Origin of the sequence: Kaistia defluvii (assembly GCF_026343955.1) — a bacterium.
Classification (GTDB): domain Bacteria; phylum Pseudomonadota; class Alphaproteobacteria; order Rhizobiales; family Kaistiaceae; genus Kaistia; species Kaistia defluvii.
Genome location: NZ_JAPKNI010000003.1, coordinates 536796 through 557853 on the forward strand (window position 1 = coordinate 536796; position 21058 = coordinate 557853).

20 protein-coding genes are annotated in these 21058 nt (G+C 66.1%); 11 read left to right on the plus strand and 9 right to left on the minus strand.

Annotated features, from left to right (window positions below; genetic code table 11):
* Together sdhD and sdhC are read right to left on the minus strand one after the other, a co-directional pair.
* Nucleotides 1-372 (minus strand): succinate dehydrogenase, hydrophobic membrane anchor protein, encoded by a 372-nt coding sequence (gene sdhD / locus OSH10_RS10565; RefSeq protein WP_266331665.1) that lies wholly within the window; start codon nt 370-372, stop codon nt 1-3.
* Nucleotides 373-383: 11 nt separating this feature from the next.
* Nucleotides 384-782 carry a succinate dehydrogenase, cytochrome b556 subunit gene (gene sdhC / locus OSH10_RS10570; protein WP_266331666.1) on the minus strand — a complete coding sequence of 133 codons (399 nt, stop codon included), beginning with the start codon at nt 780-782 and terminating at the stop codon, nt 384-386.
* A 262-nt stretch (nt 783-1044) separates the two neighbouring features.
* Here sdhC and OSH10_RS10575 point away from each other — a divergent pair, with 262 nt between their 5' ends.
* The 4 genes from OSH10_RS10575 (at nt 1045) to OSH10_RS10590 (ending at nt 4899) form a co-directional block, all read left to right on the plus strand.
* Complete coding sequence (locus OSH10_RS10575) at nt 1045-1425, plus strand: RidA family protein (protein ID WP_266331667.1); 381 nt, start codon at nt 1045-1047, stop codon at nt 1423-1425.
* Nucleotides 1426-1534: 109 nt separating this feature from the next.
* Nucleotides 1535-2647: a 3-isopropylmalate dehydrogenase gene (gene leuB, locus OSH10_RS10580; RefSeq protein WP_266331668.1), complete on the plus strand. Its 1113-nt coding sequence runs from the start codon at nt 1535-1537 to the stop codon at nt 2645-2647.
* Nucleotides 2648-2811: 164 nt separating this feature from the next.
* The gene (rpmF, locus tag OSH10_RS10585) at nt 2812-2997 is read left to right on the plus strand and encodes a 50S ribosomal protein L32 (protein WP_266331670.1); all 186 of its coding nucleotides are present in this window, start codon (nt 2812-2814) and stop codon (nt 2995-2997) included.
* Between the two features lie 213 nt (nt 2998-3210).
* Nucleotides 3211-4899 carry a putative bifunctional diguanylate cyclase/phosphodiesterase gene (locus OSH10_RS10590; protein ID WP_266331671.1) on the plus strand — a complete coding sequence of 563 codons (1689 nt, stop codon included), beginning with the start codon at nt 3211-3213 and terminating at the stop codon, nt 4897-4899.
* A gap of 157 nt (nt 4900-5056) precedes the next feature.
* On the opposite strand, the gene OSH10_RS10595 is transcribed toward OSH10_RS10590, so the two are convergent.
* From OSH10_RS10595 to OSH10_RS10610, 4 genes are all read right to left on the minus strand, one after another.
* Entirely contained in the window at nt 5057-5347 is a 291-nt protein-coding gene (locus tag OSH10_RS10595; RefSeq protein WP_266331672.1) for a 4a-hydroxytetrahydrobiopterin dehydratase, read from the minus strand.
* The gene (thpR, locus tag OSH10_RS10600) at nt 5344-5901 is read right to left on the minus strand and encodes an RNA 2',3'-cyclic phosphodiesterase (protein ID WP_266331673.1); all 558 of its coding nucleotides are present in this window, start codon (nt 5899-5901) and stop codon (nt 5344-5346) included. The genes OSH10_RS10595 and thpR overlap by 4 nt, the downstream gene beginning before the upstream one ends.
* 91 nt (nt 5902-5992) lie before the next feature.
* On the minus strand, nt 5993-7045 hold the full coding sequence (locus tag OSH10_RS10605; protein ID WP_266331674.1) for an aldo/keto reductase: 1053 nt from the start codon (nt 7043-7045) through the stop codon (nt 5993-5995).
* 87 nt (nt 7046-7132) lie between these two features.
* The gene (locus OSH10_RS10610; protein WP_266331675.1) at nt 7133-7756 is read right to left on the minus strand and encodes an arylesterase; all 624 of its coding nucleotides are present in this window, start codon (nt 7754-7756) and stop codon (nt 7133-7135) included.
* Nucleotides 7757-7868: 112 nt separating this feature from the next.
* Here OSH10_RS10610 and OSH10_RS10615 point away from each other — a divergent pair, with 112 nt between their 5' ends.
* The 4 genes from OSH10_RS10615 to OSH10_RS10630 all read left to right on the plus strand — a co-directional run bounded on the left by OSH10_RS10615 (nt 7869) and on the right by OSH10_RS10630 (nt 12779).
* Nucleotides 7869-8600 carry an ABC transporter ATP-binding protein gene (locus OSH10_RS10615; protein WP_266331676.1) on the plus strand — a complete coding sequence of 244 codons (732 nt, stop codon included), beginning with the start codon at nt 7869-7871 and terminating at the stop codon, nt 8598-8600.
* Nucleotides 8597-11134: an ABC transporter permease gene (locus OSH10_RS10620; RefSeq protein WP_266331677.1), complete on the plus strand. Its 2538-nt coding sequence runs from the start codon at nt 8597-8599 to the stop codon at nt 11132-11134. Before OSH10_RS10615 ends, OSH10_RS10620 begins: the two co-directional genes overlap by 4 nt.
* A 200-nt stretch (nt 11135-11334) precedes the next feature.
* Nucleotides 11335-12111: a Bax inhibitor-1/YccA family protein gene (locus tag OSH10_RS10625; protein ID WP_266331678.1), complete on the plus strand. Its 777-nt coding sequence runs from the start codon at nt 11335-11337 to the stop codon at nt 12109-12111.
* A gap of 125 nt (nt 12112-12236) precedes the next feature.
* Entirely contained in the window at nt 12237-12779 is a 543-nt protein-coding gene (locus OSH10_RS10630; protein WP_266331679.1) for a GNAT family N-acetyltransferase, read from the plus strand.
* An 8-nt stretch (nt 12780-12787) separates the two neighbouring features.
* Here the strand turns inward: OSH10_RS10630 and OSH10_RS10635 are convergent, their stop codons facing one another.
* A complete protein-coding gene (locus OSH10_RS10635) occupies nt 12788-13171 on the minus strand; it encodes a DUF2794 domain-containing protein (RefSeq protein ID WP_407660696.1) in 384 nt (127 codons plus the stop codon).
* Nucleotides 13172-13704: 533 nt separating this feature from the next.
* Between OSH10_RS10635 and htpG the strand changes: the two genes are divergently transcribed.
* The gene (gene htpG, locus OSH10_RS10640) at nt 13705-15609 is read left to right on the plus strand and encodes a molecular chaperone HtpG (RefSeq protein WP_266331680.1); all 1905 of its coding nucleotides are present in this window, start codon (nt 13705-13707) and stop codon (nt 15607-15609) included.
* A 95-nt stretch (nt 15610-15704) separates the two neighbouring features.
* Here htpG and OSH10_RS10645 read toward each other — a convergent pair whose 3' ends face one another.
* Both OSH10_RS10645 and acnA read right to left on the minus strand, forming a co-directional pair.
* Complete coding sequence (locus tag OSH10_RS10645; protein WP_266331681.1) at nt 15705-16469, minus strand: DUF1223 domain-containing protein; 765 nt, start codon at nt 16467-16469, stop codon at nt 15705-15707.
* Between the two features lie 216 nt (nt 16470-16685).
* A complete protein-coding gene (gene acnA / locus OSH10_RS10650) occupies nt 16686-19376 on the minus strand; it encodes an aconitate hydratase AcnA (RefSeq protein WP_266331682.1) in 2691 nt (896 codons plus the stop codon).
* Nucleotides 19377-19670: 294 nt separating this feature from the next.
* Here acnA and ccmA point away from each other — a divergent pair, with 294 nt between their 5' ends.
* Together ccmA and ccmB are read left to right on the plus strand one after the other, a co-directional pair.
* Nucleotides 19671-20291: a heme ABC exporter ATP-binding protein CcmA gene (ccmA, locus tag OSH10_RS10655; protein WP_266331683.1), complete on the plus strand. Its 621-nt coding sequence runs from the start codon at nt 19671-19673 to the stop codon at nt 20289-20291.
* Nucleotides 20288-20959 (plus strand): heme exporter protein CcmB, encoded by a 672-nt coding sequence (gene ccmB / locus OSH10_RS10660; protein ID WP_266331684.1) that lies wholly within the window; start codon nt 20288-20290, stop codon nt 20957-20959. Before ccmA ends, ccmB begins: the two co-directional genes overlap by 4 nt.
* Nucleotides 20960-21058 lie beyond the last annotated feature (99 nt).

The following is a 21058-nucleotide window of genomic DNA, read 5'->3' on the forward strand; positions in this document are numbered from 1 at the left end:
TCAGCCTCCGAAGCTGATCTTGAGGAAGGCAAGGATGGTCGCCACACCGACGGCGACCGCGAAGAACATGTTGGCGGCCAGCGCGACGATCTTCAGGCCACCATGCAGATAGTCTTCGATGATGATCTGCATGCCGAGCTTCATGTGCCAGACGCCGGTGCCGATCATCAGCACCATCAGCAGGGCCACGAACGGATTGGCCAGGGTCGCGACGACTTCCGGATAGGGTTTGCCGGCAAGCACGATGACCAGGATGACGAACAGGATGGCGAGGACGGCGAGGGCGGCGCCGGTGAGACGCTGGTGCCAGAAATGGCCCGTGCCTTCCTTGGCCGAGCCGAGCCCGCGAACGCGGCCGAGCGGTGTACGCATGGAATTGCCCCTCAGCGGATGGCGAGCGCCACGACCCAGATCAGGATCGTCAGCACGGCGGAACCGATAATATTGGCCCAGGCGAGATTGTCGCGCGCCGGCTTGGAGAAGCCCGCGCCGAAATCCCAGACGAAATGGCGGATGCCGCCGAGCAGGTGCTGCATCAGCGCCCAGCTATAGCCGAACAGCACGAGCTGGCCGATCCAGGAGCCGAACACCCACGAGACCCAGGAGAAGGGACCCGGCCCCGCCGCCGCCGCGATCGCCCACCAGGCGAGGAGCAGCGTCCCGAAGTAGAGCGCTCCCCCGGTGACGCGCTGCAGGATCGACACCGTCATGGTGATCGGCCAGCGATAGACCTGAAGGTGCGGAGAGAGCGGTCGGCCCTTCTTCGCCTCGGCATTCGACATCGTGTTCATCCTCAACCGCTTACGTAAACGTAAGCATTTAGGGTAGTGAATTTGGACTGGTTCTAACCCCATTGCGCGACGCGGTCAAAACGGTCTTTTGCATGACGCAGCGTGAGCCAGGGCGCTTTTTTCGCGACTCGCCCTCGCCGGTTGCCATCATGCCCCTTTTTAACAATCGTACGAAAGCCTCGCCTCGCCATCCGCCTGCACCCGGCAGACCCGGCGAGGCCGCCATCCCCGCCCAAGCACGAAGGAGATCCCCATGTCGCGCCGCCTCATCTCGACCGGATCGCCGTTTGAAAAGGCGGCCGGCTATTCCCGCGCCGTGGCGCAGGGGCCCTGGTGCTTCGTCGCCGGCACGACGGGCTACGACTATGCCACGATGACCATGCCCGACAGCGTCGCCGAACAGACCGAAAACGCCATGGCGACCATCGCCGCCGCCCTGGAGCAGGCGGGCTTCGCGATGACCGACGTCGTGCGCGTGCATTATCATGTCACCGACGCCGCCTTCGCCGATGCGGTCTTCCTTGTCGTCGGCGCGCATTTTCGCAACATCCGGCCCGCCGCGACGATGACGGTCTCCGGCCTGATCCGGCCCGAGATGAAGATCGAGATCGAAGTGACGGCGCTGAAAGCCTGACCCTGCGGCCACGCTCTGCTCGGTTCGGCTTGCATCGCGGCTTTCGCGCGGCTATCGCTGCCCGCACATCCACCCGCCCGCAGACCCGCTCGACAAGAGAACCCGCGAAATGACCACCTACAAGCTCCTTCTCCTTCCCGGTGACGGTATCGGCACCGAAATCATGGCCGAAGTGAAGACGGTCATCGACTGGTTCGGCAAGCGCGGCGTGGCGTCGTTCGAGAGCGAGCAGGATCTGGCCGGCGGCGCGGCCTATGACGCCCACGGCAAGGCGATCTCCGAAGCGACGATGAAGCTGGCGCAGGAATCCGACGCCGTGATCTTCGGCGCGGTCGGCGGCCCGAAGTGGGACAGCGTTCCCTATGACGTGCGGCCGGAAGCAGCCCTGCTGCGCCTGCGCAAGGATCTGGAGCTGTTCGCCAATCTGCGTCCGGCTATCTGCTATCCGGCGCTCGCGGATGCCTCGTCGCTGAAGCGCGAACTGGTCGAGGGCCTCGACATCCTGATCGTGCGCGAATTGACCGGCGGCGTCTATTTCGGATCGCCGAAGGAGATCGTCACGCTGGAAAACGGAGAGAAGCGCGCCGTCGATACGCAGCTCTACACCACCTCCGAGATCGAACGCATCGCACGCGTCGCCTTCGACCTCGCCAAGACCCGCTCCAGCCGCGTCGCCTCGGCAGAGAAGCGCAACGTGATGAAGTCGGGCGTCCTGTGGAACCAGGTCGTCACCAAGGTCGGCAAGGAAGAATATGCCGACGTCGCGCTCGAGCATGTGCTCGCCGACAATTGCGCCATGCAGCTCGTCCGCCGGCCGAAGCAGTATGACGTCATCGTCTGCGACAACCTGTTCGGCGATATCCTGTCCGACGTGGCGGCGATGCTGACCGGTTCGCTCGGCATGCTGCCGTCGGCCGCCCTCGGCGCCCCCGATGCGACCACCGGCCGCCGCAAGTCCATGTACGAGCCCGTGCACGGCTCGGCGCCGGACATTGCCGGCAAGGGCATCTCCAACCCGATCGCCATGATCGCGTCCTTCGCGATGGCGCTGCGCTATTCCTTTGGCCTGGTCGCCGAGGCCGACCTGCTCGACCGCGCCATTTCCAGCGTGCTGAGCCAGGGCCTGCGCACGGGCGACATCTATACCGAAGGCACGACCAAGGTCGGCACCAAGGAGATGGGCGCTGCCATTCTCAAGCAGCTCGACGTTCTGTCGGCCTGAGAATAGCGAGTCTTTTCGCGAACTTTGCGGCCGAATCTTTTTGCCGGGCACCGACTGGTCAAGCTTGGGCAATCTCTGTATAAGGCCGCATTCAGATTGTACTGCTATGCCCTTGCCGGGCGGCGCGCCGCCGGTTCGACGGCATATGACGAAGGAAAATTGAAATGGCAGTTCCGAAGCGAAAGACGTCGCCGTCGAAGCGCAACATGCGCCGTTCGCACGACGCCCTGACGCAGCCGGTCTACACCGAGGACAAGAATTCGGGCGAGCTCCGCCGCCCGCATCACATTGACCTCAAGACCGGCATGTATCGCGGCCGTCAGATCCTGACGCCGAAGAACGAAGGCTAATCCTGCCGGGGCGCGCATAGCGCCCGGCAGGCCGGTTGGCCATCGGCTAAAAGTTCAAGGGCTGGCGCCACGCCGGCCCTTTTCTTTTGGATAAATTGCTGCTGTTGTCGCCGCGATACCAAATGGCATTTCGCGGCTCGGGCGGGTCAAGACGCTCCACGAGAGTCGGATCCGTCCTGCGGTAATCGCGTCTCGTGCAAAGGAATGCCAGCAGTGCGCAATGCGGTGAGCGTCGGCTTGTCGACACAGTGGCCGGTTCACACGGCCGCCATCCTCTCCACAGTTGGCGAAATCGTCTATCGCTGGACGCTGGACGATGACCGCATGGAATGGGGCGGCGACGCGGCTGCCCTGTTCGGTCTCGCCACGCCCGAAGCGCTCAACACCGGTGCCGCCTTTGCCGAAATGGTGGAGGAACCCAGTCCGTTCGCGCGCCAGGAGGCGCTGCTGAGCGGGATCGACACCGGCAACGGCGTCCCCTACCAGCTCGAATACGCGCTGCGCCCGGCTGGACCGAGCGGCCCGACGCTGTGGATCGAGGATACCGGCCGCTGGTATGCCGACGACCGCAAGAACGCCGTGCGCGCCGAGGGGGTCCTGCGCATCATCAACGAACGCCATGCCCGCGAACAGCGCCTGTCCTTCCTGTCGCGCCATGACGACGTCACCGGATTGTTCAACCGCTCCTACCTGCTCGATCTGCTGGACCAGGCGATCGCCAGTTCACAGCGCTCCGGCACCTCGGCCGCCTTCCTCGTCATCGCCATCGATGATTTCCACCTGATCAACGATGCCTATGGCTATCGTGCCGGCGACCGGGTTCTGGCCGCGGTGGCGCGTCGCATCAAGGGTCGCCTGCGCGACAGCGACGCCATCGGCCGCTTTTCGGGCCACAAGCTCGGCCTCATTCTAATGAACTGCGACGAGCACGAAATGCCGTTCGCGGCCGAGCGCTTCCTGTCCGCCATCCGCGATGACGTGATCGCGACGCCCGACGGCGCCGTTTCGGTGACGATCTCGGTCGGCGGCGTCTCGGTTCCCCGCCATGCGCAGAATCGCGACGAGGCGATGGAGCGGGTGCAGGAGAGCCTGGGCTTTGCCCGCGACACCGGTCGGGGCCGCTTCATTGCCTTTGCGCCTTCGACCGAGCGCGAGGCCGAGCGCCAGTCCAACATAGCCCTGTCGCAACAGTTGATCGGCGCGCTATCGGAACAGCGGCTGCGGCTCGCCTTCCAGCCGATCGTCGACATCCGCACGCGCGAGGTGGCGTTCCACGAGGCCCTCCTGCGGCTGGCCCAGCCAGACGGCACGATCGTCTCGGCGGGGCATGTGGTGCCGCTTGCCGAGCGCCTCGGCCTGTCGCGGCTGTTCGACCTCGCCGTGCTCGATCGCGCGCTGGAAACGCTGGTCCACCACCCCGAGGCGCATATCTCGCTGAACGTATCGCCGGAAACCGCGGCCGGGCCGGACTGGCTGTCTCGATTTGCCGACACGCTCGGCCAGCGACCCGATCTCGGCAAGCGGCTGATCGTCGAAATCACCGAAACCAGCGCGATCCGCAGCCTCGACGAGACGGCCTATTTCATCTCGACGATCCATGATCTCGGCGCCCGTCTGGCGATCGACGATTTCGGCGCCGGCTTCACCTCGTTCCGCAATCTGCGGGCGCTCAAGGTCGACATCGTCAAGATCGACGGCAGCTTCATCGCCACCTTGCCCAAGAGCCGCGACGACCAGATCTTCGTGCGCCGCCTGGTCGAGCTGGCGCATGATCTCGGCATCGAGACCGTTGCCGAATGGGTCCAGGACGAGGAAACGGCGGAGATGCTGGCCGGCTGGGGCGTCAGCCGGATCCAGGGCCACCTCTGCGGCGCCGCAAGCCTCGATCTGCCGTGGAAGTGAGTGGCTCTGAGTAATAAGGCCAAGTAAGGCCCTCACCCCACCCTCTCCCGCAAGCGGACGAGGGCCTTTCCTAGGGAGCAGCTCTTCCGACAGTCCAGTCACGACGCGCCCCCTCTACCGCTTGCGGGAGAGGGTTGGGGTGAGGGTCTTGCGGTCCCTACCCTGCGAAGCGGTTCATGCCCTCGGCGAGCCGGATGTCGAACGCGGTCACGCCGTCGACGACATGCGTCGCCAGGGTCACCGTGACGGTGCCGTAGACATTGCTCCATTCGGGATGGTGGTTCATCCGCTCGGCCAGGAGTGCCGAGCGCGTCATGAACGCGAAAGCCTCCTGGAAATCGTCGAATTTGAAGACCTTGGTGATGGCGTCGCGGCCCTCGACCGAGCTCCAGCCTTCGAGTTTTGCCAGCGCCTCCGCGCGCTCGGCGGCTTCCAGCTTCTGGATCATGGCCGCGCCTCCACGAACTCAGCCAGCGGATAGCTCTCCTCGATCACATAGGGTCCGCCGCCGGTCGACGCTTTGGAGGAGAACAGCACGAAACGTGTCACGTGAAACGCCGCCGCGAAAAGGCCGCCGCCACGCACGGCGAGATAGGCGGCGACGTCGCGATGCGGCGTGTTGCGCAGTCGGGCCAGCGTCACATGCGGCGTGTATTTGCGCCCTTCGGGCGGCAGGCCGATCCGCTGCAGGATCCGCTCGTGCTCGGCCTGCAACTCGCTGAGCGCGCGAGACGCCGCGATCCGCGCCACGACCGAATGCGGCTTGGCGGTGCCGAACGAATCGAGCGCGGAAAATTGCAGGTCGAATTCGCGCCGCCGCACCCGCGACAGCGCGTCGGCAACTTCATCGGCGGTGCGATCGTCGATATCGCCGATGAAGCGAAGCGTGACGTGGAAGTTCTCCGCGTCGATCCAGCGCGCGCCGGGAATGCCGCCGCGCAGGAGCGAAAGCCGTTGGGCGAGGTCGGCCGGGATCTCGAGACCGGTGAACAGGCGCGGCATGATCGCCCTCCTCTATCGGTAGGACGGAAGATCAGGTTCGCGGTTTGCCGCCCGGCTGTAAAGCCCTTTCCCCGGGCAGCGTCCGCCTGTCTCAGGGGCATGGATTGCCGCGCCACTGATGGACCGCGTCGATCTTCGCCTCCAGTTCCGGACTGATGGCGACATCGGCCGCCGCGATATCCACCTTGAGTTGCTCCATCGTCGTGGCGCCGATGATGTTCGAGGTGACGAAACAGCGGGTGGTGGCGAAGGCGATGGCGAGCGTGGCGGGATCCATGCCGGCTTCGCGCGCGATGGCGAGATAGGCATCGATCGCCTCTTCCGCGCCGGGCGTTTCATAGCGATCGCCGCGCTTGAACAGCGTGGTGCGGGCCCCGGCCGGGCGCGCGCCCTTCTGGTACTTGCCGGTCAGGTAGCCCTGCGCCAGCGGCGAATAGACCAGCAGGCCGACCTGCTCGCGCATCGCCACCTCGGCCAGGTTCACCTCGAAGGTGCGGTTCAGCAGGTTGTAGGCGTTCTGGATCGAGACGACGCGCGGGCCCTTGCCGGCCTCGGCGGCTGCGACAAAACGCGTCGTGCCCCAGGCGGTCTCGTTCGACAGGCCGACATGGCGAACCTTGCCCTCCTGCACCAGCTCCTGCAGCGCGCCGAGCGTCTCCTCGATCGGCACCTCGTCGGGAGCCGGCTCGGGATGGCGGTAGATGGTCGGATTGGAGCCCCACAGCGGCACGTGCCGGTCGGGCGAATGCAGCTGGTAGAGATCGATATAATCGGTCTGCAGCCGCTTCAGGCTCTTCTCGATCGCCTCGCGGATATGGGCGCGCGACAGCGTCGGTGTCGCACCGCTGTCGCGGAACCAGGTGAAGCCGTTGCGGCCGCATACCTTGGAGGCGAGGATGACCTTGTCGCGATTGCCCCGCGCCTTCATCCAGTTGCCGATGATCCGCTCGGTCGAGCCCTGCGTCTCCGGCTTGGGCGGGATCGAGTAGAGCTCGGCGGTATCGAGGAAGTTCACGCCCTGCTCGAAGGCGTAATCCATCTGCTCGTGGCCTTCGGCCTCGGTATTCTGCTGGCCCCAGGTCATGGTGCCGAGGCAGATGGAGGAGACGCGCAGATCGGTGCGTCCGAGCGAACGATATTCCATGACGAGAGCTCCGAGAGATTGGGCACGGCAAGCCGGATGGGCAGGCGCCGGAAGCGGGAAGGCGAAGACGGGCGTGCGGAGGGCCGGTCAGCGCTTGGCTTGCGCGACCAGATCCTCCACGGCGGGAAGGATTTTCTCGACGATGACAGCGATGCCGCTGGCGTTGGGATGCATCCCGTCCTCCAGCAGCAGGCCGGGATCGGCGACGACCCCATCGAGGAAGAACGGATATAGCATCGCGCCGTGCTTGGCGGCCAGATCCGGATAGAGGCTGTCGAAGCGCTGGGCGTAGTCGGGTCCCAGATTGGGCGCGGCACGCATGCCGGCGAGCAGCACCGGCAGCTTGCGCTCGCCGAGCCGCGTCAGGATGCTGTCGAGCGCCTGCCGCGGCACCGCGGGATCGAGCCCGCGCAACATGTCGTTGGCGCCGAGCTCGACGATCACCGCCTGCGCATCGGGGCCGACCGACCAGTCGAGCCGGGCGAGGCCGCCGCCGGCCGTGTCGCCGGACACCCCGGCATTGACGACTGCGACATCCAGTCCCTTCGCGGTCAGCGCCTTCTGCAACTGGTCGGTAAAACCCTCGCCGGGGCCAAGCCCATAGCCGGCGGAAAGGCTGTCGCCGAGCACCACCAGACGGATCGGATCGGCCAGCGCCGGCCCCAGGAAAAGCATGAGGAGCGAGATTGCCAGCGCCAGGGTCTTTTTCATCGGTACTTTGCCACCATATTGAGCCGAACGCGCCGCGATCGGCAGGACGCCGGCGTTCTCGGCTTCCTCCGTACGACGAGCCTGCCCGTCGCACGATATAGGGTCTGCGCGCGTGAATGATACCGTCCCGAACCATTCCGATGCCGTCATTCGGCTTTCTTCCGTCGAACTGGCGCTCGGAGCGGGGGCGGCGCGCGTGCATATTCTCCGCAACGTATCGCTGACGATCGAGGCCGGCGAAAGCGCCGCGCTGGTCGGCCCCTCCGGTTCCGGCAAATCGACGCTGCTGATGACCATGGCCGGGCTGGAGCGCGTCGACCGGGGCAGCGTGCGGGTCGCCGGCACCGACCTCGCCGCCCTCAACGAAGACGGGCTGGCGCGGTTCCGCGGCCAGAACGTGGGCATCATCTTCCAGTCCTTCCACCTGATCCCCAACATGACGGCGCTGGAAAATGTCGCCGTGCCGCTGGAACTGGCTGGCCGCCGCGACGCCTTCGAACGCGCCGCCGAGGAATTGAAGCTGGTCGGGCTCGACCACCGCATGAACCACTACCCGTCCGCGCTTTCCGGCGGCGAGCAGCAGCGCGTGGCGATCGCCCGCGCCCTGGTCGCCCGCCCCGCCATCCTGTTCGCCGACGAGCCGACCGGCAATCTCGACGAGGCGACGGGCCGCGAGATCGCCGACCTCCTGTTCAACACCTGCGCCGAGCGCGGCACGACGCTGGTGCTGGTCACGCACGACAATGCGCTGGCCGGCCGCTGCGACCGCATGATCCGCATCCATTCCGGCGTCATCGATCCGCGCCAGGTGAATGCCGACGCGGTTCGGAGCGCGGCGGAATGACGACCTCCACCTTGCCGCTGCCGCTTCGTTTCGCGCTGCGCGAGTTGCGCGGCGGCCTCAGCGGTTTCCTCGTCTTCCTGGCCTGCATCGCGCTCGGTGTCGCGGCGATCGCCGCCGTCGGCTCGGTGTCGCGCGCCATGACCGACGGCCTCGCCCGACAGGGCCAGGCCATCCTCGGCGGCGACGTCGCCTTCACGCTCGTGCAGCGCCAGGCGTCGCCGGAAGAGCGGGGCTTCCTGGAAAAGCATGGCACGGTTTCCGAGATCGGCTCGCTGCGCGGCATGGCGCGCCTGGCGGACGGATCGGACCAGACCCTGGTGGAGATCAAGGCCGTCGACAGCGCCTATCCGCTCTATGGTACGCTCAAGGCCGGCGAGGCCGTCGATGCGACGGCGGCGCTGAATGCCGGCAGTGCATTGGCGGATCCGGAGCTGTTCACCCGGCTCGGCGTCAAGATCGGCGACGTCGTGCAGGTCGGCACGGCCCGGCTGACGCTGGCCGGCGAGATCGCCGACGAGCCCGACAAGCTCGCCACCGGCCTCGGCTTCGGCCCGCGCCTGCTGATCTCGAAACCCACGCTCGACAGCACCGGCCTCGTCCAGCCGGGCAGCCTCGTGCAGTGGACCTACCGGCTGCGCATGCCGGACGGCACCCCCGACAGCGCCGTGGTCGATCTCGTCGAGGCCGCGAACAAGGCCCTGCCCAAGGCGGGCTGGCAGGTGCGCAGCCGCGACGACGCCTCGCCCGGCCTCAAGCGCAACATCAGCCAGTTCGCGCAATACCTGACCCTGGTCGGCCTCGCCGCCCTGATCGTCGGCGGCGTCGGCGTCGCCAATGCGGTCGGCGCCTTCATGGAGTTGAAACGGCCGGTGATCGCCACCCTGCGCTCGCTCGGCGCGGCCGGCGGCCTGGTGACGCGGCTCTATCTGATCCAGATCCTGCTGATCGCGCTGCTCGGCGTCGTCATCGGCCTCGCGATCGGTGCGCTGGTGCCGGTGGTGGCGCTGCAATTCTTGGCCGACGTGCTGCCGGTCGGCGCAGAAACCGGCTTCTATCCGACCGCGCTCGGCTATGCCGCGCTCTATGGCCTGCTGACGGCGCTGACCTTCGCGCTGGTGCCGCTCGGCCGCGCCGGCGACATCGCGCCGACCGCGCTGTTCCGAGACGGCGCCGCCTTCGGCAAGATGCGGCCCCGCCTCGCCTTCCTGATCGCCGCCATCGTCTCCGCGGCGGTGCTGGCGGGGCTCGCCATCCTGCTTGCCTATGATCGCCGCATCGCCCTCTATTTCGTCATCGGCGTCGCGGCTTCCTTCCTGCTGCTGCGGCTCGTCGCCTGGGCGGTGACGGCGCTGGCGCGTCGCGCGCCGCGCTTCGCCTCGACCGAATGGCGGCTCGCCGTCGGCAACATCCACCGCCCCGGCGCGCTGACCGGCTCGGTCGTTCTGTCGCTCGGGCTCGGCCTGACCGTGCTGGTGACGATCGCGCTGATCGACGGCAATCTGCATCGCCAGCTGACGCAGTCCCTGCCCGACCGCGCGCCAAGCTTCTTCTTCCTCGACGTGCAGAATGCCGAGGCACCGGCCTTCATGGACTTCCTCAGGAAGGAGATCCCGGATGCGACGGTCGAGAGCGTGCCGATGCTGCGCGGCCGCATCGTCGCCCTGAACAAGACGCCGGCCGACCAGGCGACGCCGACGCCCGAGGTTGCCTGGGTGCTGAAGGGCGATCGCGGCGTGACCTTTGCCGCCACCGTCCCGAAGAATTCGCGGCTCTCCGAAGGCGAATGGTGGGCGGCCGATTATGCCGGCCCGCCGCTCGTCTCGATGGAAGCGGGCGTCGCGCGGGGCCTCGGCCTCAAGACCGGCGACACCGTCACCGTCAACGTGCTCGGACGGGAGATCACGGCGACGATCGCCAATCTGCGCGAGGTCGAGTGGGAGAGCCTGGCGATCAACTTCGTCCTGGTGTTCTCGCCCTCGGCCTTCACCGGCGCGCCCTACTCCGTGCTCGCGACCCTCGCCCATCCGGGCGTCGCCGATCCGGCGGCGGAGGCAAGGCTGATGCGCGATGCCGGCACGGAATTTCCGTCCGTCACGGCGATCCGGGTGCGCGAAGCGCTCGACCGCATCTCGTCGATCCTGGATCAGCTGATGCTGGCGATCCGCGTCGCCTCGTCGATCGCGCTGGCCGCGTCGGTGCTGGTGCTGGCAGGGGCGCTTGCCGCCGGTCACCGGCAGCGGCTCTATGATGCGGTGATCCTGAAGACCCTCGGCGCGACGCGCGGCCAGTTGCTGAAGGCGTTCGGACTGGAATATGGGCTGCTTGGGCTGGCCACCGCGGTGTTCGCCGTGCTGGCCGGCTCGCTCGCCGCCTGGGGCGTCGTCGCCGGCGTGATGGGCCAGCCCTTCACCGTCTTTCCGGTGACGGCGCTCGCCGCCGCCCTGATCGCCGTGGCGCTCACCATAGGGCTCGGCCTTGCCGGAACGTGGCGATTGCTCGGCCAGAAGGCGGCGCCGGTACTCAGAAACCTGTAGTCGCACCCGTCCGCATCGCGTACGATTATACCACTTGGGCCGTGCCGGATCTCTTGCACGGATCGATCGGGGTGCCCATATCGCATGGGACCCCGAGGGCTTGCCGCCCGGCGGAACCGAAGAGGTTGGGACGCTCGGTGGCGGAAACGGGGGTTTCGCGGCGAAGCAGCCGCGGATTTTTTATTTCGGAGAGGACTTCGATGGCAGATTTCGACAATCGCGTCTCACCGTTTGGCGCAGCGCGTGCCGAAACCGGTGTTATCGATCAGGGCCTGCGCACGCATATGCTGCAGGTCTACAACTACATGGCGATCGGCCTGATGATCACCGGCGCAGCCGCGCTTGGCATCTTCAAGCTTGCCGTGACCAGTGACCCGTCCCAGGCTGTCGCGCAGATGCAGAATGGCCTTCTGCTGACCAGCCTCGGCAAGACCATCTACACCGGTCCGCTGATGTGGGTGCTGATGCTGGCCCCCGTGGGCCTCGTGTTCTGGCTCTCCTTCGGCATCCACAAGATGTCGACGGCAAAGGCGCAGGCCGTGTTCTGGGGCTATTCGGCCCTGATGGGCGTCTCGCTGTCCTCGATCTTCGCCGTCTATACGGCGCAGTCGATCACGCAGGTGTTCTTCATCAGCGCGGCGACCTTCGGCGCGATGAGCCTGTATGGCTACACGACGAAGCGCGATCTGACCGGAATGGGCTCGTTCCTGTTCATGGGCCTGATCGGCATCATCATCGCCTCGATCGTCAACATTTTCATCGGATCGTCGGCCCTCGGCTTCGCGATCTCGGTCCTCGGCGTGCTGATCTTCGTGGGCCTCACCGCCTATGACACGCAGAAGATCAAGGAAATGTACTATGTCGGCGACGATGGCACGGTTGCCGGCCGCAAGGCGATCATGGGCGCGCTGACGCTCTATCTCGACTTCATCAACCTGTTCCTGATGATGCTCCGCCTGTTCGGCGACCGCCGCTAAGGCGATATCGGGACCCGATCGAAGGGCGCGGCCAAGGCCGCGCCCTTTTTTGTGGCTTCTTCCATTTTCGCGAGCGCGGCGACGTCTTGGCCACGCCGGGCTCGCAGCATTCGAGTGCCTCGCCAATGTCTCCCCTTCCCGACGATCTCTACATCCGCCCGGCCTGCGTCAACGATCTGAAAGCGATCACCGGGATCTACTCGCACTGGGTGCGGTTCGGCACGGCGAGCTTCGAGATCGAGCCGCCAGACGAAACGGAGATGCGCCGCCGCCACGAGGCGCTGGTGGATGGCGGCCATCCCTATCTGGTGGCGGAGGGCTCCGGGGAGATCCTCGGCTACGCCTATGCGGGCCCCTATCGGCCGCGGCCTGCCTATCGCTTCACCGTCGAGGACTCGATCTATCTGGAGCCCAAGGCGCAGGGGCTCGGCGTCGGCAAGCGGCTGCTGGCGGAACTGATCGCGGCGGCGACCGCCTCCGGCTTCCGCCAGATGATCGGCGTGATCGGCGATTCCACCCACCAGGCGTCGATCCGGCTGCATGCGGCGCAGGGGTTCCGGCTGGTCGGCGTCTTCGAGAATGTCGGCTGCAAGCATGGCCGCTGGCTGGACAGCGTGCTGATGCAGCGCGCACTCGGCGACGGCAGTGACGAACCACCGACCTTCTGATCGATGCGCTAGCTCTGGACGACCTTGAGCTTGGTATCCAGCACCGCCAGAACCTGCCGCAGATCGTGGCCGCGCTTCATGATGTAGCCGCCGGTGGCGATCACGGCATAGGCGCCCTGGCGGTTGCGCAACTCGGGATCCTTGACGACCTTGTAGAGCGGCATCTCGGACGAACGGCGAAAGATCGAGAACACCGCCTTGTCGCGCAGATGATCGATCGCGTAGTCACGCCACTCGCCGGCCGCCACCATGCGCCCGTAGACACGCAGGATTTCGTTCAGCTCGAGTCGATTGAAAGCAATCAGGGGAACGGACTTCCCCGTCTCCGGTGGGATCAGCGACACCAGCGTGGCGCTGCCACCGGATCCCGCCTTGTCTTCACCTTCGCTCAATGGCGCCTCCTGCAGCGAGCCGCATTGTCATCGAGCGGTCATGATCGCTCCGTTCGGCCAAGCTGGCAAGGCGCGGGTTTCCGGCCGGCCGATCGAAAGACGCCCCCTGCCCCTTCGAGCGGACGCGCCCGGAATTCACGCAGCCGTGAAGCGGGGGTATGAAATTCCTTGATTCCGCCCTTTTTCGGCCCGGCACCGGCCGCATTGGCCCGGCAATATCCCACCATCGCTTCGAACGGTCCGGCTTGGCCAAGGCTTCGGAATTTCTCAGCCCCCCAGCCCCCCGGGGTCCTCAGTTGAGCCGGACCACCTTCGAAGTCAGTCGTCGAATTGCATTCCCCTCCCAAAAGGTTCCTGAGGTCGGCTCCGCCGGCCTTTTTCTTTGCCTGGACGCCAGGCAGAAGCCTCCGGCCTTGAAACTCGGTCCCCGACCGGCGATATCAGCGCCGCCCGCGTAAGCGACGATGCCGACGGCGCCCGGCGCCCAGACATCGACCCCGCGCCGGGACGCCGAAAATACCGGAGAGAAAAGCGTGTCTGAAACCAAGCCCGCCGCCGAGACCCGCACGTTTGAGGCCGAGGTCTCGCGCCTGCTGCACATGATGGTGCATTCGGTCTATTCCAATCGCGACGTCTTCCTGCGCGAACTGATCTCCAATGCCGCCGACGCCTGCGAGAAGCTGCGTACGCTCTCCCTGTCCGAGCCGGCGCTGATCGAGGGCGGCGATGCCTTCCAGATCGTCATCGAGACCGACAAGGCAGCGCCAAGCCTGGTCATCGCCGACAACGGCATCGGCATGGACCGGCAGGAACTGATCGACAATCTCGGCACCATCGCCCAGTCGGGCACCCGCGCCTTCCTCGAAAAGGCCGGCGACGGCGCCAAGGGATCGGCGCTGATCGGCCAGTTCGGTGTCGGCTTCTATTCCGCCTTCATGGTCGCCGACAAGGTTTCCGTCGTCTCGCGCAAGGCGGGCTCGGACGAGGCCTGGCGCTGGAGCTCGGATGGCAAGGGCGCCTACGAGATCGAGCCGGCGGATCTCGCCGACGCGCCGGCCCGCGGCACGCGCATCCTGCTGCATCTCAATCCCGACAATGCCAGCTATGCCGAAACCGATACGATCGAGCGCATCGTCACCGCCTATTCGGCGCATGTGCCGGTGCCGATCGTGCTCAAGCTCGCCGACGGCACCGAGGAGTCGCTCGCCGATGGCAGCGCGCTCTGGCGCAAGCCGAAATCCGCCGTCACGGAAGACGAGTACAAGGAATTCTACGGCCATGTCGGCGGCCGCTTCGACGAACCGGCCGTCACCATCCACTACCGCGCCGAGGGGCGGACGGAATATTCCGTGCTGCTGTTCGTGCCGTCCTCGCGGCCGTTCGATCTGTTCGAGCCGGAGCGCCAGGGCAAGGTGAAGCTCTATGTCCGCCGCGTCTTCATCACCGACGAGGCCGAGATCCTGCCGCCCTGGCTGCGCTTCGTGCGCGGCGTGATCGATTCGGAAGACCTGCCGCTCAACCTGTCGCGCGAGATGCTGCAGAAGAATCCGGTGATCGAGGCGATCGGCAAGGGCGTCACCAACCGTGTCCTGACCGATCTCGACAAGCTGGCGACCGACGATCCCGAGCGCTTCGTCAAGGTCTGGGAAGCCTTTGGCGCCGTGCTCAAGGAAGGTCTCTACGAGGCGCCCGACCGCCGCGACGCGCTGTTCAAGCTGGCCCGCTTCAAGACGACGACCGGCGGCGACAGCTGGCGCAGCCTGGCCGACGTCGTCGCCGCCTTCCGGCCGAACCAGACGGCAATCTACTACGCGCTCGGCGACGACGCGGCGACGATCGCTGCCTCGCCGCATCTCGAGGGCTTCGCCAAGCGCGGCGTCGAGGTGCTGATCCTCGCCGACGCGGTCGACGCGTTCTGGGTGCGAACCGCGCTGGGCTTCGACGGCAAGCCGTTCCAGTCGGTAACGCAGGGCGCGGCGACGCTCGACCTGATTCCCGTGCTGGAAGCGGAAGCCGCCCGCGACGAGGCCAAGGAAGAGAAGCCCGCCTCCGACGAGGCGCTCGCCGCGCTGACGCTCCGCCTGAAGCAGGCGCTGGGCGACAAGGTGGTCGAGGTGCGCGGATCGAACCGCCTGGCGACGAGCCCCGCCTGCCTGGTGTCGCCCGAATTCGGCCCAGACCGGCAGTTGGAGAAGATCCTGGCGAGCCGCGACGGCGCCGGCGGCCGCTCGGCGCAGATCCTGGAGCTCAATCCGGCCCATCCGCTGGTGGCCGGCCTCGCCGCCCAGGCGGCGGCTGGCGGTGCCGCGGCCGAACGCGTCGACGCCGCCGCGCCGCTGCTCTTCGGTCTGGCCCGCATCCTCGACGGCGAAGCGCCGGACGAGCCGGCCGCCTTCGCCAGGGCGCTGGCGGGGCTGATGGAAAAGACGGTAGCCTGACGGCGACGCAAGTCGGGAAAGACGAAAAGCGCGGGCAGGTCCCGCGCTTTTTTCATGGAGATCGACGAAGGCTTGGCCCTATCGGGCCCGATCCGTCACCATTCCGCGCCCCTCTCGGCAAACGCGGCGCCGAGGATTTCGCCGGGCTCGCCATTCGCGGTCTCGGCCTGCAGCAGGATTGCGCAGCCATCGGCATTGGCCTGATGGTACTCGCTCATCGGCAGGTCGACATCGATGGGCTCGCCGCGCCACATCGCGATCGGTCGCAGCCTCGTGACGACGTTATAATAGCTTAGCGTCCGGTCCTGGTTCTCGCCCTTGCGGATCGGCACCGCGACCTGCCGCTTGTAGAGCGCCAGCCAGATCGTCGCCTTGCGCTCGCGCGGGATGGTGCTGTCGGCCGTCTCGCCGATCTTCACCCGGATCGCATCGCCCACCATGTCCATGCTAACCGGAACGGCGAGTGGCGGCTTGGTCCTGAGCGCGGCATCGATCGCCGCCCGGTCGCTGCCGACCACATGGGTGGTGCCGTTGACGATCATCTGCGGCGTATAGATCTGCCGGTCCCCGCGGGCATTGGCATAGGCCTTCTGCCGGTCGGTGAATTCATGGCTGGCGAGCGTGTCCTTCCAGCCGAGATAGTCCCAGTAATCCACCGGCAGCGACAGCGCGACGATGTCTTCGCGCTTGGCAAGGTCTTCGAGCAACTCGTCTGCGGGGGGGCAGGAAGCGCATCCCTGGCTCGTGAAGAGTTCCAGAACCGCTGAAACTTTGGTGGGCTCCTGGGCCGTGGCCGCAAGCGCCGGGACCACAAGCAGGCACAAGGCCGCCAGGATCCAGCTGGTTTTGAGATGGCACATGCCTGCAACTTATCCTGATCGCCGAGATCTGCCACTCGCGGTGGGTGTCAGTCAAAAATAGTTCGGGGATCAATCGTAAGCCATTCAATTAAGGGTGACTGGTCGTGAGGGAACGATCCGCGATCACCCGGTCACCTGGCTTAAGCCCGTGTGGCGGTTCAGAAAACCGCCACACGGGGAATCACGAAATCGCTAAAAGCGCGATACGATATTGGTTCAGGCAACCAAGTTCCGCAGCACGTATTGCAGGATACCGCCGTTGCGGAAGTAGTCGAGTTCATCGAGCGTATCGATTCGGCAGAGCAGCGGCACGACCTTCTGGCTGCCATCGGCGAAGGTGATCTCCGCATCCAGCATCTGGCGCGGCTTCAGATCGCCGGCGATGCCCTTGATCGTGACGATCTCGTCGCCCTTGAGGCCGAGCGTCTGCCAGGACGTGCCTTCCTCGAACACCAGCGGCACGATGCCCATGCCGACCAGGTTCGAGCGATGGATGCGCTCGAAGGACTGGGCGATGACGGCGCGGATGCCGAGCAGCTTGGTGCCCTTAGCCGCCCAGTCGCGCGACGAGCCGGTGCCATATTCCTTGCCGGCGAACACCACCAGCGGAACGCCCTCGGCCTTGTACTTCATCGCCGCATCGTAGATCGGCATTTCGGTGCCGTCCGGCCAATGCTTGGTGAAGCCGCCTTCCTTGCCGCCCAGCATCTGGTTCTTGATGCGGATGTTGGCGAAGGTGCCGCGCATCATGACTTCATGATTGCCGCGACGCGTGCCGTACTGGTTGAAGTCCGCCGGACGGACCTGGTGGTCGCGCAGATACGAACCGGCCGGGCTGGTTTCCTTGATCGAGCCGGCCGGCGAGATGTGGTCGGTCGTGATTGAATCGAGGAACAGGCCCATGACGCGGGCGCCGAGGATGTCCGTGACGGCCTCGGGCTCGCGCTGCATGCCCACGAAATAGGGCGGGTTCTGCACATAGGTCGACTGGCTATCCCAGGCGTAGGTCTCGCCCTGCGGCACCGAGATCTTCTGCCAGTTCTCGTCGCCCTTGAAGACGTCGGCGTACTTGGTCTGGAACATCTTCTTGGTGACGTTCTCGCGGATGAACTTGGCGATCTCGCGGTTCGAAGGCCAGATGTCCTTGAGATAGACGGGCTGGCCGTCCGACCCCGTGCCGAGCGGCTCGGTCGTCAGGTCGATCTGCAGCGAGCCCGCCAGTGCATAGGCGACGACCAGCGGCGGCGAGGCGAGATAGTTCGCCTTGACGTCCGGATTGACGCGGCCCTCGAAGTTGCGGTTGCCCGACAGCACAGCGGCGGCGACCAGGTCGCCCTGGTTGATGGCGGCCGAGATGTTTTCCGGCAGCGGTCCCGAATTGCCGATGCAGGTGGTGCAGCCGAAGCCGACCAGGTTGAAGCCGAGCGCGTCGAGGTCCTTCTGCAGGTCGGCGGAGGCGAGATATTCCTCCACGACCTGCGATCCCGGCGCGAGCGAGGTCTTCACCCACGGCTTCGACTTCAGGCCCTTGGCGACCGCGTTGCGGGCGAGCAGGCCGGCGGCGATCAGCACGCTCGGATTTGAGGTGTTGGTGCACGACGTGATGGCGGCGATCGTCACGTCGCCATGGCCGACCGTGTAGTCGGTGCCCTCGACGGCGAAGCGCTTGTCGGCCTCGCCCGGCTTCTTGAACTCTCCCTCGAGCGAGGTGAGGAAGCCCGTCTTGGCGTCGGAGAGCAGCACGCGATCCTGCGGGCGCTTCGGACCTGCCAGCGACGGCAGCACGGTGGTGATGTCGAGTTCGAGCACGTCGGTGAAGACGGGATCGGCCAGGCCGGGCTCGCGCCACATGCCCTGCGCCTTCGAATAGGCCTCGACCAGCGCGATGCGCTCGGGCTTGCGGCCCGTCTCGTCGAGATAGGCGATCGTCTCGTCGTCGACCGGGAAGAAGCCGCAGGTGGCGCCATATTCCGGCGCCATGTTGCCGATGGTGGCGCGGTCGGCGAGCGACAGGTGATCGAGGCCGGGGCCGAAGAACTCGACGAACTTGCCGACGACGCCCTTCTTGCGCAGCATCTGCGTCACGGTGAGCACGAGATCGGTGGCGGTGATGCCCTCGTTCAGCTTGCCGGTCAGCTTGAAGCCGACGACTTCCGGGATCAGCATCGAAACCGGCTGGCCGAGCATGGCCGCTTCCGCCTCGATGCCGCCAACGCCCCAGCCGAGCACGCCGAGGCCGTTCACCATGGTGGTGTGGCTGTCGGTGCCGACGCAGGTATCGGGATAGGCGACGGTCTGGCCGTTCTCGGTTCTGGTCCAGACGGTCTGGGCCAGATATTCGAGATTGACCTGGTGGCAGATGCCGGTGCCCGGCGGCACGACGCGGAAATTGTCGAAGGCCGACTGGCCCCACTTCAGGAAGCGGTAGCGTTCCTGGTTCTGCTTGTATTCCTCTTCGACATTCTTGCCGAAGGCCTGGGCATTGCCGAAGAAGTTGACGATGACCGAGTGGTCGATGACCAGATCGACCGGGACCAGCGGGTTGATGCGCTTCGGGTCGCCGCCGAGATTGACCATCGCGTCGCGCATGGCGGCGAGGTCGACCACGGCCGGAACGCCGGTGAAGTCCTGCATCAGCACACGGGCCGGACGATAGGCGATCTCGCGCTCGTCCTTGCCGCGCGACACGAGCCAGTCCTTGACGGCGAGGATGTCGTTCTTGGTGACGGTGCGGCCGTCTTCGTTGCGGAGCAGGTTCTCGAGCAAAACCTTCAGCGAAAAGGGCAGCGTGGAGATGCCGGGAAGCCCGTTCTGCTCCGCGTCCTTCAGGCTGAAATAGACATAGCTTTCCGCGCCGACCTGAAGCGTCTTGCGGGATTTAAAGCTGTCGGGATGCTCGGTGCTCACGATACGGATCGTCCTCGTTTCTGTCGCGGAAACGCATGGCCGAAGTCGATGCACGAAGCGTGCCCGACGCGGTCAGGCGCACCCAAGATGGCGGCGGAGTTTGGCTCGGCACGCGGTCCATCCCTGGGGTGGTGACGCAGGTCTTGACCGCGGCGCAACCGGCGCGCCGGGTTGCAGGCCTTATAATGAATTTCGTAAGGAGAAGCCAGATCAACGAAAGTCGCCGCGCTTGGAATCTTTCAAAGCTGCTCAAAGGCAAGAAGACCCGGCGTCACCTTCTGGCGGGATCGGCGCATGAACAAGCGACAAACCCGCCTGTCGGCCGAGACGATTGCCGTAAGCCGCGGCGGCCGCACCATTTTCGAGCAGGTTTCGTTCACGCTCGGCGCCGGCCAGATGCTCGCGGTCACCGGCGCCAACGGATCCGGCAAGTCGACCCTGTTGCGCGCCGTCGCCTCCCTGCTGCCGCTTGCCGAGGGCACCATCCGCTTCGAACATCCCGCCAGGGACGATGCGACGATCGCCGAAAACGTCCATTATTTCGGCCATCTCGACGGTCTGAAGCCGGGCCTCAGCGTGCGTGACAACCTGGCGCTGTGGGCGAAGTTTGCCGGCCGCGCCGGGCTGCCGGCGATCGAAGCGCTCGAACAGGTGGAACTCGATCACCTCGACGACCTGCCGGCTGGCTATCTCTCGGCGGGGCAGAAGCGGCGCGCCAGCCTCGCCCGCCTGCTGGTCGTGCAGCGCCCGATCTGGCTGCTCGACGAACCGACCTCGGCGCTCGACAGCCGCTCGGAGGCGATTTTCGGCGACTTGCTGGCACAGCATCTGGGCGAAGGCGGGCTCGCCCTGGCCGCGACACATCGTCCGCTGCCCGTCGCAAGCCACGCGACCCTCGCGCTCGGTGCCGCATGACCAACTTCTTCTTCGCGCTGGTCGGACGGACGGTGCGGCTGTCGCTGGGCGCCGGCGGCGGCGCCTTTGTCGGGCTGATCTTCTTCCTGTCGGTGGTCGCCGTGGTGCCGTTCGGCGTCGGGCCGGACATGAAGCTCCTCGCCCGGATCGGGCCGGCCATGCTCTGGATCGCGGCGCTGCTCGCCACCCTGCTCGGCCTCGACCGGCTGTTCCAGGATGACCGCGATGACGGCAGCCTCGACCAGTTCATGCTGTCCGGCCTGCCGCTGGAGCTGGTCGTGCTCGCCAAGGCCATCGGCCACTGGCTGGCGACCGGACTGCCGCTCGTTCTGGGCGCCCCGGTGTTCGGGCTCATTCTCGGCATGGAGGCGCAGGCGATCGGGCTGGTGACGCTGACGCTGCTGATCGGCACGCCGGCGCTGATCTTCATCGGCACGATCGGCGCGGCGCTGATCACGGCGCTGCGCCGCGGCGGATTGCTGGTCGCGATCCTGGTGCTGCCCTTCACGATCCCCGTGCTGATCTTCGGCGTCAGCACGATCACGGCGGCCACCACCACCGGCATGCCGGTGATGAACCCGATGCTGATTCTCGTCGCCCTGACCATGGCGAGTGCCGTGATCGGCCCGGTGGCCGGCGCGGCGGCGCTGCGCGCCGGAATGGACTAAGGGGAAAGCCCCTCACCTCTCCCTCAGGCAGAGGTGAAGAACGGAGCTCGACTGCGTCCCAAAAAAAACGCGGCCCGGAGGCCGCGCTTCTATCTCGTG